At 64.3% G+C, this 13,396-nt stretch carries 8 protein-coding genes; all 8 read right to left on the minus strand.

The genetic code is table 11. The annotated features are described in order from the left end of the window. Positions 1 to 6 precede the first annotated feature (6 nt). Positions 7 to 864, minus strand: a complete 858-nt coding sequence (locus tag JMJ54_RS01230) for a 3',5'-nucleoside bisphosphate phosphatase (protein WP_203536129.1) — start codon at positions 862 to 864, stop codon at positions 7 to 9. After that, positions 861 to 1,130, minus strand: a complete 270-nt coding sequence (locus tag JMJ54_RS01235; protein ID WP_203536130.1) for a SemiSWEET transporter — start codon at positions 1,128 to 1,130, stop codon at positions 861 to 863. Before JMJ54_RS01235 ends, JMJ54_RS01230 begins: the two co-directional genes overlap by 4 nt. Next, positions 1,127 to 2,017: a cysteine synthase CysM gene (cysM, locus tag JMJ54_RS01240; protein ID WP_203536131.1), complete on the minus strand. Its 891-nt coding sequence runs from the start codon at positions 2,015 to 2,017 to the stop codon at positions 1,127 to 1,129. The genes JMJ54_RS01235 and cysM overlap by 4 nt, the downstream gene beginning before the upstream one ends. 67 nt (positions 2,018 to 2,084) lie before the next feature. Next, a complete protein-coding gene (locus tag JMJ54_RS01245) occupies positions 2,085 to 2,654 on the minus strand; it encodes a hypothetical protein (protein ID WP_203536132.1) in 570 nt (189 codons plus the stop codon). A 99-nt stretch (positions 2,655 to 2,753) separates the two neighbouring features. Next, complete coding sequence (gene pbpC / locus JMJ54_RS01250; RefSeq protein WP_238999824.1) at positions 2,754 to 4,889, minus strand: penicillin-binding protein 1C; 2,136 nt, start codon at positions 4,887 to 4,889, stop codon at positions 2,754 to 2,756. After that, positions 4,879 to 10,566 (minus strand): alpha-2-macroglobulin family protein, encoded by a 5,688-nt coding sequence (locus JMJ54_RS01255; RefSeq protein WP_203536134.1) that lies wholly within the window; start codon positions 10,564 to 10,566, stop codon positions 4,879 to 4,881. Before JMJ54_RS01255 ends, pbpC begins: the two co-directional genes overlap by 11 nt. 116 nt (positions 10,567 to 10,682) lie before the next feature. Then, positions 10,683 to 11,678 (minus strand): ADP-glyceromanno-heptose 6-epimerase, encoded by a 996-nt coding sequence (gene rfaD, locus JMJ54_RS01260; RefSeq protein ID WP_203536135.1) that lies wholly within the window; start codon positions 11,676 to 11,678, stop codon positions 10,683 to 10,685. A gap of 1 nt (position 11,679) precedes the next feature. Beyond that, a complete protein-coding gene (locus JMJ54_RS01265; protein ID WP_203536136.1) occupies positions 11,680 to 13,371 on the minus strand; it encodes a glycoside hydrolase family 9 protein in 1,692 nt (563 codons plus the stop codon). Positions 13,372 to 13,396 lie beyond the last annotated feature (25 nt).

The raw sequence follows: 13,396 nt of genomic DNA on the forward strand, positions 1-13,396 counted from the left end.
CGGACGTCAGGGCAAGTTTGTCGTTGACGGCGTCCACCAGCGGGTCCACACCGGCTCGCAGCCGATGGGCAGATCGGCATTCAGGCCCGGCTCGCGGGCACCCTCACCCGTTGCGTGGTAGTCGGTGCCGCAGGATGCGAGAAAGCCGAACTCCTGCGCCAGACGCGAAAACCGGCCGACATCGGCTGCACCGTGGCTCCCCGAGACGACTTCGATCGCCTCGCCACCCAGGCGGCGATACTCGGTCAACAGTACACGCAAGGTCTCGTTGCCCAGCTCGTACCGCCCCGGATGCGCCAAGACCGCGACGCCGCCTGCCTCGCGAATCCATTCGATGGCTTCGTGCAGACGGGCCCATTCGTGCTCGACATACCCCGGCTTGCCACGCACCAGGAATTTCTTGAACACGCTTTTGGTGTCCTTGGCCTTGCCGGCTTCGACCAGATAGCGGGCGAAGTGGGTGCGACTGATCATTTCCGGATTGTCGGCATACTTGCGTGCGCCTTCGAGCACACCTTCGATGCCAACTGCGGCCAGCGATGCGGCCATACGTTCGCCGCGCTCGGCACGGCCGGACCGGACGGCCGCCAACCCCTCGACGATTGCCGGGTGCTCGGGGTCGAACCCGAGGCCGACAATGTGCAGCGTATGCTTGCCCCAGCTGACCGAGATCTCGACGCCGCTGATGAACCGCATACCCAGTCTGGCGGCTTCGTCGGCCGCATCGGGCAGACCGCGCACATCGTCATGATCGGTCAGCGCAAACAGCTGACAGCCCCGTTCAAACGCCTTGCGCACGACCTCGCGCGGCGGCAGCAAACCGTCAGAAACATTCGAGTGACAATGCAGATCGACCGGTGTCATCGTTTTGCCCCAACCGAATACCGAAGTTTCATCGCCAGCACCGAGCCGGCGAGCAGCAGCGTGATCGAGTTCGGAATGATCAGCGGCCACGACGTGATCACCACGCCATACAGCAGCCACAGCGCCACACCGAAGACGAACAGCGAATACATGCCGAGCGAGATGTCATCGACCGATCGCGTTCGCCACACCTTGATCACCTGCGGCAGGAACGCAAACGTCGTACAGACGCCGGCAACGTGGCCGATCCAGTCGAACGGGCTCACGCGGGGAACACGCCGGTCGACAGATAACGATCGCCACGATCGCAGACGATGGTCACGATCACCGCGTTCTCTACTTGGTTGGACAGCTTCAGCGCGGCGGCGAGCGCACCACCCGACGAAATGCCAGCGAAGATGCCCTCTTCGCGCGCCAGCCGGCGGGTCATGTCCTCGGCCTCCTGCTGGCCGATTTCCATGACGCGATCGATCTGCGAGAAGTCACAGATCACTGGCACGTACTCGACTGGCCACTTGCGGATGCCGGGAATCGATGCACCATCGGTGGGTTGCACGCCGACGATCTCGACTTGCGGCGCTATTTCCTTCAAGTAGCGGCCGGTCCCCATGATGGTGCCGGTCGTGCCCATGCTGGAGACGAAATGCGTGATCGTACCCTCGGTATCACGCCAGATTTCCGGCCCCGTGGTCTCGTAATGCGCAAGAGGGTTGTCCGGGTTGGCGAACTGGTCGAGCACCAGCCCTTTGCCCTCGGCCACCATCTGTGTTGCGAGGTCACGCGCGGCTTCCATCCCCTCGACAAGGATGACGTCCGCGCCATAGGCCTTCATGGTCTGGACCCGCTCGACGCTGGAATTGGCCGGCATGATCAGCACCATCCGGTAACCCATCATCGCCGCAGCCATTGCCAGTGCGATGCCGGTGTTGCCACTGGTTGCCTCGATCAGCGTATCGCCGGGGCGGATCGTGCCGCGCGCTTCGGCATGGCGGATCATCGACAACGCGGGCCGGTCCTTGACCGAACCGGCGGGATTGTTGCCCTCGAGTTTGACGAGAACGATATTGCTCGTATCGCCAGGCAGGCGTTTGAGGCGGACCAGCGGCGTATTGCCGATGAAATCCTCGAGCGTTTTGAATCGGGGTGTAGTCATGCGGCGATTATACCTCGCCGCATGACAGGCACGCGAAGGCGCGCACCCCGAATTCATCCTGAATGGCTTACTGCGCCGGTTGTTCAACCCAGATTGCGATCGAGCGACGCAGGATGACGCCGATCTGGTCGCCGACGGCGATCTGCTCAAGCGCGGCCGGGTTCTTCACGTTCGCCTCGACCACCTTGTTGTCGGGCGTTTTGACCTTGATGCGCGATGCCTTGCGGTCGACCGCAACCACGTCGGCCGTCAGCGTCTCGGTCTTCACCCAGCCACCACCCGGACGCTGACCCGGCTCGCTGCGGGCGGAATCGGTCGATTCGGTCGTGCCGCGAACGCCGGCACCACCTTTGATCAGCTCGTAAGCCACCGCGGCGCTGATTTTGGTCGAAATCTTGTCGCCAACCTTGAGCTGGTCGAAGTTGCGTACTTCGGCGCCGACATCGATATCGGCAAGCTCGCCGCTCGGCAGCTGCACTGTCAGTTTGCGCTTGGCCGCATCGATCGCGGTGACCTGTACCGTCAGCTTGTCCTCTTCCTTGAGGGCGAACAGCGGTGCCGATGCGTCGTCGGCAGCAAAAGCCGGAACGGCAGCAGAAATCATCATTGCCAGCAGCAATTTGTTCACGATTTTCACGAAAGCACTCCCTGTAAAAGATATTGGTTTGAGCCTACAGCATACGTCATGCCATTCGATTGAGTCTGTAACGATACGCCGCCGCAACCATTTGCCCACTTACGGCTTGCGCCCCGGTTTGAGCACGGCGCCGCGCACCTCGAAACGGCGCTCTTCGACGAGCGCGCCGCCGGCATTGCGCAACTGCAACAGATGCCGTCCAGGCCATGGAAACCACCCCAGACTTGCCCCGCTGCCGATCCGTTTGCCGTCGAGCCACCAGTTGCCACCGCTCACGCCTTCGGCGCGAAACATGATGCGCTGGCTTTGTGACGGGATATCCGGGTCCAGCGCATAGATCGCGCCATTGGCCGGATTGACGATGCGCGCCGGCGAGGACCGGACATCGGCAGCGGTCGCAAGCCTGACCTCACCCCGCTCCGTCCCCTTGACGAACCACTCCTGCCTCGTCGCCTCGACACCGTTTTCAAACACCACGCGCTGCGCCGTAACCCCAGGCGGCGGCGCAGGCGGGCGCGACGGTGACTGCTGCACCCGGTTCATCACTGCCAGCCACACCGGCGCCGCACCATGCATACCGGAGACGTCCCACATCGGCTCGCCGCTGGCGTTGCCGACCCAGACACCGACGGTGTAGTTGCGCGAAAAACCGACCGTCCAGTTGTCGCGCATATCCTTGCTGGTGCCGGTCTTCACTGCACTCCAGTACCGCGTTGCCAGCGCGCTTTCGAGTCCGAAGGTGCGCGAACGTGCCGTCCTGTCAGACAGGATGTCGGCAATGATGAAGCTCGTCCCCGCGTCGGTGATGCGCTTGCCTGGCGCGACCGGCGCATCGCGTCGCACCCGGGGCGGCGAAACGACACCGCCGTCGGCGAGCGCCCGGTAGGCATTGGCCAGATCGACCAGACGGACATCGGCCGCACCGAGCGACAGCGAATAGCCGTAGTAGTCGCCCGCCTCGGACAGGCTGGTCAACCCGAGCGCATACAGGCGATCGCGCAAACGGTTCGGTGTAACGATCTCAATCGCCCGCACTGCCGGCACGTTCAGCGACGACGCCAGCGCCGTCCTTACCGATACCGGCCCCTTGAAGTCGCGCGCGTAATTCTGCGGCATGTACAGGCCACTGGCCGTCTGCAGATCGAGCGGTGCATCGTCGAGCAGCGAAGCAGCCGTCAGCCAGCGCCCTTCGAGCGCCAACTGGTAAAGGAAGGGCTTGAGCGTCGAGCCGGCCTGCCGCAGCGCGACGACGGTGTCGACATCGCGCGCCCGCGACAGCCCGCCGCTCGACCCGACCCAGGCGAGCACGTCGCCACTCGCGTTGTCGAGTACGATGACCGCACCATCCTGGACGTTGCGCTGCGACAGCTCGAGCAAGTGCCGGCGCAGCGTCTGGTTGGCAAAACGCTGCAAGCCGGCATCGAGTGTCGTCGGGATGCGCTGACCGGCCTTGGCCCCGACCAGTACCTGACGGGCGAAATGCGGCGCCAGCGATTCGGGTTGCACATCGGACACCGCTTTGCGGGCCAGTGCAAGCTGTGTTTCGCCTCGCAACCCGCCACAATCGTCCCGAGCCTTCATGTCCTTGAGGATCACGCAGGCACGATCGGTGACGCGATCGCTTGACGCATTGGGCGCACGGATCAGTGCTGCAGCAATCGCCGATTCGCGGGCATTGAGTCCGGCAGGCAGCTTGCCGAACAGCGTTGTCGATACCGCCGACAGCCCGACGAGCTCGCCACGGAAGCTGACCAGGTTCAGATAGGCCTCGAGAATCTGCGCCTTGCTCCAGTCATGCTCGAGCGAACGGGCAGAGACACTCTGCCCGGCTTTCTGCCAGAAGCTGCGTCGCCCCTGATCACGGCGAAGGTCCTCATCGATCAGGCCAACCAGTTGCATCGTCAGCGTCGATGCACCCCGCGTCTTGCTGCTCCAGAGGTTGCCCCAGGCCGCTGCCGCGACGGCCGACCAGTCGATGCCACTGTGCGCATAGAAGCGTTTGTCTTCCGATACGACCAACGCATGACGTAGCGCCGGCGACGTCTCGACCAGCGTCACCCAGTCGCCCCGTCGCTGCTTCATGTCGACGCGGACGCGCTGAATCTCGACGCCATGCCGGTCGAGCAGCACGGCATCCGACGAGTGCCAGTCGGCCTTGACCGCCTCGAACGTCGGCAGCGCCCACGCCGGCAGTGTCGCCAGCGCAAACACTGCCACCCCCCACTTACTTCGCATCGACAACCTTGAATGCCGCATTCGGGAACACGCCGAACACGTCCGGCGCATACATTGCCTCGACCCGCGTCGGCGGCAGTTTGAACTCGCCGGCGCTGTTGAGCCGCACCGTGTACTCGACCGAGAACGTACCGCGCGGGACGTAACCGTAATAGGCGCGATAGCCCGCGAAACGGCGCTCCTCGTACGCCGGCCACGCCTCACCCTCGCGCTTCTCGCCACGGGTGGCGATCGCCGAATCGCGCCCCAAGCCACCACCCAGCACCGTTGCACCGGCCGGCACCGGGTCGTCGACAACCACCCAGGTCATGTCGCTTTGCGCATCGACATCGAGCTTCACCCGCAGCACGTCGCCACGGCTGTACTGCCCCGCCACCTTCTGCTCGACTGCGCTGACCGTTTTCTTGACCCGGAAACCGGCACCCAGCGGCGCCTTGAGCGGCACTGCGGCCGAAACCTGCACGGTGGCCCATGGCGCACCGGCACCATCGTGCTTCAGGTTCAACACGCCCTTACCGCCAGCCGGCCACGACAGCGCAATCGGCGCCGGCGTTGCTGCAGGCCAGCGCTGTTCGCGGCTGGCATCGCCAAGTGCCACTTTCGTCGCACCGGTCACCGGCGTGGCATCGAACTGTCTGGCGAAAGCCGCCACGGCGAGCGAGCCCCAGACATTGGCCGTCGTGGTCCGCCACGTGCCTTGCGTCTGCCGGCCGATCAGCCCATTGAGGAGTCGCGGCATATCGTCCTTCCAGCCCGGCAGGCTGCGCGTCACCAGCAGCAACCGCGCCGCATTGACGTCGGCACTGCGCATCAGCCACCACCAGTCGTCATCCTTTTCGGTCGAGAACTGCAGCCGGGTACCCTGATACGTAAGCCGGCCGCGCAGCAGCTGTTCGGCCTCGGCAAGCTTCGCCGTACGATCCGGCAGTGCCGGCAGACGTTCGAGCAGCGACAACCAGTCGACCAGCATCGCCGTCGGCCAGGTGTTCGGCTGGATCGCCAGCACTGCCAGTTGGCGCGGCTCGGCGCGGCCGTAACGGCTCAGCGCTTCGAGCGCGGCAAGGCGGCGCGCATCGATGTCCGAGCGCGGCGCCCATGCGTCGCGCTTGAGCTTGCCCTCGACAAAGCGGGTCAGCCCCTGCAGCATCTTCTCGCGGCTGGCGTCGGGAATCGTCCACCCCGCTTCCGACGCAACGGCAAGCAGATAGCCCGTCAGCGTATCGCTGCCGCTGGCAGCATCGCCTTCGCGCGGCGGAAAGTAGTTGGCCAGCCCGTCGGCATCGAGGTAAACGGGCAGCTCGGCCATCAGCGCGTCCCAGCGCGCCCTGTCGGACAGACCGATCGCAACCGACGCCTTCTGTTCAAGGCAGACATACGGGTAGTCGGCAAACCAGCGCCGCACCGCCGGCAACTCGGCCGACAGCCGCGACTGCAGCTGTACCGACACCCCGCCGCGCCCCGGCAATGCTGCTACAGGCAGTGCGAGCGGAATGCTCACCTCGGCATCGATCCGCCGCAGTGTCGCCTGCTGCACCGCGACCGGCACCGCCGGCTCGACCTGCTGAGCGAACGCGAGACGATCCACCGCCTTGCCGCCGACTTCGTTGGCAACCAGCGTCCACTTCAGCGACCTGAGCCCATCCGGCACCGTCATCGGCCAGACCAGTTCGCGCGCTTCACCGGACGGCAGTGCCAGCTTCGTCACCGGCAGCGCCGGCAATCCTTCAGCCTGCGCACTGATCTGGACGTTCATCGCCCGAGTGCTGCCGTTGCGCAGTGTCGCCAGCGCACGGATCTGGTCGCCCTCGCGAACCAGCGGCGCAAATCCGGACGTCAGCTGCAGGTCTTGAGTCACCGCCACGCTGGCCGAACCGGTACCGAAGTAGCCGGTGCCCGCGTCAGCCACCGCAACGAAACGGAAGCGGGTCAGCGCATCGTTGATCGGCACGGCAATCTTCGCCCGCCCATTGGTGTCGAGCACCAGTCGCGGATTCCACACCAGCAGCGTATCGAACAGCTCGCGTGTCGGCGCAAAACCGCCACCGCCGCCCGGTGGCAGTGCCTTGCGGCCGTAGTGGCGCTTGCCGATGACCTCGAGCTGCGCCGTCGCCGTCTCAACGCCGTAGCTGCGCCGCTGCAGCATCGCTTCGAGCAGGTTCCAGCTTGAATTGGGCTGCAGCTCGAGCAGCGCCTCGTCGACCGCGGCAAACGCGATCTCGGTACCGGCCGGTGCCGGCTTGCCGTCGGGCAGCTTCACCTGGACGGTGACTTGCGCCGTTTCTCGAACCCCGTAGCCGGGCTTGTCCGGCGTTACCGTAATGCCCAGCTTGTGGCCTGCCTCGCCGACGCGGATCTCGGCGATACCGTACTTGAATGCCGGCTTGGCCAGATCGACCGTTGCCGTTGGCGCCTGATAGTCCTTGCCTTCGTTCCAGTACGCGTCCCACCACGACACCGGTGCCTTCCAGCCCCAGGTGAAGAACGAATACCACGGCACATCACGAACGCGGCCGCGCACCGCCAGCACCGACACATAAACGTTGGGCGCCCAAGCCGCACTGACCGGCACTTCGATCATCGGCGACTTGCCTTCAAGCTCGACCACGCGCGTTTCGATCACGCCTTCGCGCTCGATCGCCACCCAGGCGGTCGCTTTGCGGAACGGCATCCGGACCTGGAAGCGGGCGGTTTCGCCGGGCTTGTAGCTTTCCTTTTCGGCGAGCACGTCGATCCGGTCGTTGTTGTCGACATCGAACCAAAGCTCGTCCTGCTTGCTGACCCAGACCGACTGCGCCGCGCGGGCGCTGTGGCCCTCGCCGTCGTCGGCACTGGCAACGAGTTCGATACTGCCGGCGTCTTTCAGCGCCAGATCGCAGAACACCAGACCACGCGCGTCGGTTTCACCGCTGCAGACCTTGCCCAGATCGTCGACCTGCTCGTCATGGTCGTAGGCATAGAAGCCGCCGACCAGCCGCTTGCGCGTCGACTGATACGTGTGGCGAACGGCGTTGACGACCACCTTGCGGCCGGCCACCGGTTTGCCGCCGGTGTCGAGCACGACCGCCTTCAGTTTCGCCTCGCGCCCGACCGACACCCAGTCGTCGACGGTGACGCCGACCTGCACTGCGGCCGGCCACAAAGGCACCGTACGCGACAGCGTCTGCACCTCGCCGTTCGGATCGGCGTAGGTCGCCTCGGTCACCATGTCGTACGACCGGTCGATGACCGGCAGCCCCTTGACCGCCACCTTGCCACCGCCATTGGCATCGAGCGTCAGCGCGGCCTTGTCGAGCATCACCTTGCCGTCGAGCGACACCTGCGCCTCGTTGCGCTTGGCCTCGGGCGGGCTGAAGGAGTAGCCGTCATAACCTTGCGGGCGTGCATAGCGTTCGCGCAGCATTGCCGATACCTGTACCGGCAGGCCCTTGGCCGCACCGCCATTGACATAGGCCAAGGAGACATTGAGCGGCACGTCTTTCGGCGCGATGCCGGCCTTCGCCGGCACGGTAAGCGAGCCGGTCATCACCGGCAGCCGGAACTCCTCGACGCGGAACGTCCCGGTGTACAGCGTCACGCCGTTGCTGCCATAGCCGTCGTCGTCGCTACGCGTCTTGCTCGCGGCTTTTTCCAGCACGATCGAGTATTCGCCGAGCTTGGCATCCTTGGGTAGTTTGAAGCTCGAATCGGCGTAACGCCCCTGACGCCAGCTCAGCGGTTGACGATATTCCTGGCCACTGCCTTCGTGGACGATGCGCAGCTGGTCCGGCAACTGCCCCGCCTTCGGCAATGCAAAGCCCTTGCTGGTCTCGACGCGCAGATAGTGTTTCATCGACACCGTTTCACCGGCACGGAACAGCATCCGGTCGAGCACCGAATGTGCCTGCACCGATGGCCGGTCGGAGGCACTGGTCGGGAACGGGAAGCGCCACGATTCGATGCCGCGGTTCCAGCCCGAACGCACGAAGGACACATCGGTCACGCCCTTGTCGGTCTTGCGCGCAGTCACGAAGTAGCCATCCAGCGTTGCACTGCTACAGTCGGGCTGCCCCAGCGCCTGCGGCACGGCCGCAACGCCGTTGGCGCCTGTCTTGCCGTGCCAGCGGGCAACGCCCTTGCAGTCGTAGATGCTGACGTCGGCCTGCGGCACCGGCACGCCACGATCGAGCGTAGTCACCCACACAGCCGCATTGTCGCGCCCCTGCTTGAAATGCACCGCCAGATTGGTCACCAGTACCGCGCTGCGCACGTACATGGGCTTGTTGGCGCCCAGCAGCGCCTTGCCGAGCAGGCGCGACTCGATCTCGACCACGTGCAGGCCCGGGGTCTTGAGCGGAATACCAACCACTTCGAACGGCCACCGCCCCTTGGCATCGGGCTTGCCCGGCAAGGTCAGCGGCGTGACCCCTTTCTGCCCCTTCAACAAACTCAACCGCCGCGTTTCGACCTGTTCGGTCTTGCCGCCACGGGTCACCGGCACGACGCTTTCGTGGTAGTCGAGCACCTTGGCCAGCCACGTCATCATGCCCTTGTCGTCGTTGACCGACAGTGTTTCGGCACCGACGCGCACTTCACCGACCTTGAGGTCGGACTCGACGTTGCGCAGGGTCACCGGCAGCGCCGCGTCGTCGCCGAGTTCGATGATGCCGAACGGTGCGGCGGCAAACTTTGCCAGCGGCGGATAGTCTGTCGTCTTGAACGCCAGCGGAAACGCCGACGCATTGGTGAGCTTGCGGCCGGTGTCGTCAACCAGATCACCGGGGAGTTTGATCGTGAACGCACCAAGCGCAGCAAAGGGCGGTTTGAACTGCACCGAGTCGACCGTGCCGTTGCGTGCATCACGATCGGGTTCCGGAGCCCGCTCGCCCTCGGGCGTCACCAGCCGGATCTTGTCGGCGAGTTTTTGCGGCACTGGCGCGCTGAACGACAGCGTCACCGGCTTGAACGGAATACACGCGGCCTTGGCATTCTCCCGCGCGCAACTGAAGGACGCACTGAATTCGGGTCGGACATCGAACTCGCGCACTTCGGCCTTGCCACTGCGCGGCTGGACCAGCACGACCTTCTTGCCCGCCGGCAGCCGTTGCGCACAGCGCACGGCCTCGATCGTTGCCGCCCGCTTCTGCTCGCCGAGGTGCTTGACCAGCGTCGCCGTGTCGGCCGCCGGCAAGCGCGTTACCGGCACACGTTCGGGCAGACCTTCGATCTTGCAGAAAAGCTGGGGCTGCTTACCCGCCAGCGCGCCGCTGTAGCGCAGCACGAAGGCTTGGTCTTCCTCGATGGCTTCGCCTCGATCCGGCCAGCTCTCCGCGATTGCCAGCGCGCCGGTCGAGAACTGGAATGCTTTCTTGCCGTCAACCACGCCACCGTCAATACCCTTGAGACCCGGCTTGAGCGTGAAGCGGCAGGTCGTCTCGGCGGGCAGGTCGCCGCTGATGTCGACCACCCAGCTTCGGTCGTCGATCCAGCGCCCCTTGCCGGGCAGGTTGCAGGAAACCGAAAACGGCGCGGCGGCCGACACGTCGCCCATCCGCACCATCGGCGCCGAGAAGGTGGCGCGGACCTGTTCGACCTGCCGGACTTCGCCCTGTGGCGAGAAGGTCGTGACATTGACGGCCGCCTGGGCCGCACTCAGACCCAGTGCCAGTACACCGGCAGAAAACAGATGAAAGACACGCATCGGGGCGCCCCGGAAAATGGCAAGTCGATATTCTTACATAAAATTTTCATCCAGCTCGAGCAGCGGAAAGCAAAAAGCCGGCTTTCGCCGGCTTTTTGTTCGTGCATTGCGTCGGATCAGCCCTGAAGCAGCGATTCCACATAACGCGACACGCCTTCCTGCACGGTCAGGAACGCTTCGGTATAGCCGGCTTCGCGCAGCAGCGTGAGGTCCGCCTCGGTATGGCACTGGTATTTGCCCTTGAGCGCGTCCGGGAAATCGATGTACTCAAGAATCCCGTTGCCGACCATCTCGTCGAGCGTCAGGATCGACTTGCCCTCGGCGGCACGGCAAGTATTGACCACGGTCGACGCAACGTCGTTGAACGGTTGCGCCTGACCCGAACCGAGGTTGTAAATGCCGCAGACTTCATCATTGTCGAGGAACCACAGGTTGGCCTTGACGATGTCCTCGACCGACACGAAATCGCGCAGATGGCCGCCCGGCACATAGCCGCCGTACTCGCCGAACAGCTTGACCTTGCCCGACTCGCGATACTGGTTGAAGTTGTGGAACGCCACCGACGCCATCCGGCCCTTGTGCCATTCGCGCGCGCCGTAGACGTTGAAGTAGCGGAAGCCGACTGCCTGTGCGGAAAGCTCCTCCCAGCGGCGACGCAGCACCTGATCGAACAGCAGCTTCGAATAGCCGTAGACGTTGAGCGGGCCTTCGCACTCCGGATCCTCGCGGAAGCCGTTGTCGCCGTTGCCGTAAGTCGCCGCGCTCGACGCGTAGATGAATTGCGCCTCTTCGGCCTGGCACCACTCGAACAGCCCCAGTGTGTACTGGTAGTTGTTCTCCATCATGTACTTGCCGTTGTGCTCCATCGTGTCGGAGCACGCGCCCTGATGCAGGATGGCGGTGATCTCGCCGTCGTACCGGCCGCTGGCGAGTTCGGCGATGAAGTCGTTCTTGTCGACGAAGTGGCTGATCTGCGTGTCGGCCAGATTGCGGAACTTGTCGCCACGGGTGAGGTTGTCGACGGCGATGATGTCGGTTTCGCCGCGGGCATTCAGGCCCTTGACGATGTTCGAGCCGATAAAGCCGGCTGCGCCGGTCACCACGATTGCCATATCAGTTTTCCTTTTTCAGTCGGGTGCACAGCGCGAGGAACAGCCACGCGCCGTGCGGCATCCATTGTTCGGTCCAGCGCCAGCTGTTTGCCATCGTCGCGATCTCGGACTTCTTGAAGTCGATATCCTGGTCGTCGTCGAAGCCGCCGGTAATGCCGTTGCACACGCCACCAGGCGCATTGTAAAACCCAGGCTCGTAACGCGGGTTGTTTCGCCCCCAGCCTTGCAGCATGCAGGCGTCGTACGGATTGGCACCGAGCACCCAGTCGAGCGCGTTCTGGCCATGCGCGGCAATGCGCCCGGCCAGTTCGGGCTCGCCCGCAAACAGGGCAGCAGCCCGGCCGGCCGACGCGGCCACCGAGCCGAGCCGGGCATTTTCGCCCTGCCACCAGTAGCCGGTGCCGTTATCGTGCGGAATGAAGAACTGCGTCTTGGCGTCCTGCCCCGGCAGTTTGACGTACTGGCGCGGATAACCGAACGGATTCGTCACCTCACCGGTAATGCGCAGCTCGTACTCGTACGCACTGCGCAGTGCTTCGCGAATGCGGCCGGCCAACGGGCTTGCCGGCACCACTTCCAGATAACGCATCAGCGCAATCAACGGCAGGCCGGACTCGGCGGCATGGAAATAGCTGCGCTGGCCCAGCGCATCGGCTGCAAACCAGCCTTCGGCCTGCTGACGCTCGAGCAGATTCAGGACGCGACGGGTCGCGGCATCGGCATAGACGCCGTCACCGGTCACCGCCAACAGCTCGGTTGCGGCCAGCAGCGCACAGTAGTCGTCGATGATGTTCTCGACGCCGTCTTCCAGATAGGCGACGTTGTTGACTTCGAGATGGGCAAAACCGGTCTGTGCCACTTTCAGGTAATCGGCACGGGCAAAGCCTTCGCCGTCGCGCCCCAGCGTCGACGCGCGAGCCAGTGCGGCGATCGCACTGCCGGCACCATGACGGTACGCAGACTGGTAGGTCTCGTACTTGTCGCCCTTCTGCGTCTTGTATTCGCAGATGTCGCGACGGTTTTCGTCCTTGCTCCACTGGTCGAACACCGTCATGTAGAAATAGCCGGCCGGATCCTGCATCCGGACGAGGAAATCGGCACCGTGCAGGGCCTCATCGACGATGCGCTCGTTGAACCACTTCGATTGCTGCGGCAGCTGCGCCAGCCCGTCGATCAGGTTCCACACCACCTGCGGCGTCTGCTGCGGGTTCATGAACTGCGCGAACGACAAGTGGCTCAGGTATTTGGAGCAGTCGCCCGAGGCGTCGTACCAACCCCCATGAACGTCACGACGCTCGTCCGACCCCCACTTGGGCCGCGAACGGTCGGCCAGATCGTATAGCCCGGTGCAACGCTGACCCTTGATGTAGTGAACGATATCCGACAGCAACAGTTCGCCGAACAGGCCTTCGCCGATCGAGAACGCATGCGACACCAGTGCCGGCGTCACGCCATCAATCACGAGAAAGTATTCACCCGGCGCGGTCAGGGCGCTGAAGTCGGCCGACCAGAAATGCCAGTTTTTCCAGCGGGCCACGCCGCCCTCGGCACGGACTTCGCCGCGATGCACACATTCACGCGATTCGGCACTGTAAACGCCGAAGGTGGACAGCGCAGCCTCGGCCGGGGCCTCGATCAGCGCCTGCTTGCGGGTGCCGGGTTCAAAACCGAGGTGGTTGAACAGGATTTTCATGATCGTTTCTGCCTTTGTCGTTATC

Source organism: Jeongeupia naejangsanensis, from assembly GCF_016865585.1.
Lineage (GTDB): Bacteria > Pseudomonadota > Gammaproteobacteria > Burkholderiales > Chitinibacteraceae > Jeongeupia > Jeongeupia naejangsanensis.

What these genes read in the sequence shown, in the direction of transcription:
- JMJ54_RS01265 (WP_203536136.1), bottom strand. Translation starts at nt 13,371, where the DNA reads ATGAAAATCCTGTTCAACCACCTCGGTTTTGAACCCGGCACCCGCAAG.
- cysM (WP_203536131.1), bottom strand. Translation starts at nt 2,017, where the DNA reads ATGACTACACCCCGATTCAAAACGCTCGAGGATTTCATCGGCAATACG.
- rfaD (WP_203536135.1), bottom strand. Translation starts at nt 11,678, where the DNA reads ATGGCAATCGTGGTGACCGGCGCAGCCGGCTTTATCGGCTCGAACATC.
- pbpC (WP_238999824.1), bottom strand. Translation starts at nt 4,889, where the DNA reads ATGCGAAGTAAGTGGGGGGTGGCAGTGTTTGCGCTGGCGACACTGCCG.
- JMJ54_RS01255 (WP_203536134.1), bottom strand. Translation starts at nt 10,566, where the DNA reads ATGCGTGTCTTTCATCTGTTTTCTGCCGGTGTACTGGCACTGGGTCTG.
- JMJ54_RS01230 (WP_203536129.1), bottom strand. Translation starts at nt 864, where the DNA reads ATGACACCGGTCGATCTGCATTGTCACTCGAATGTTTCTGACGGTTTG.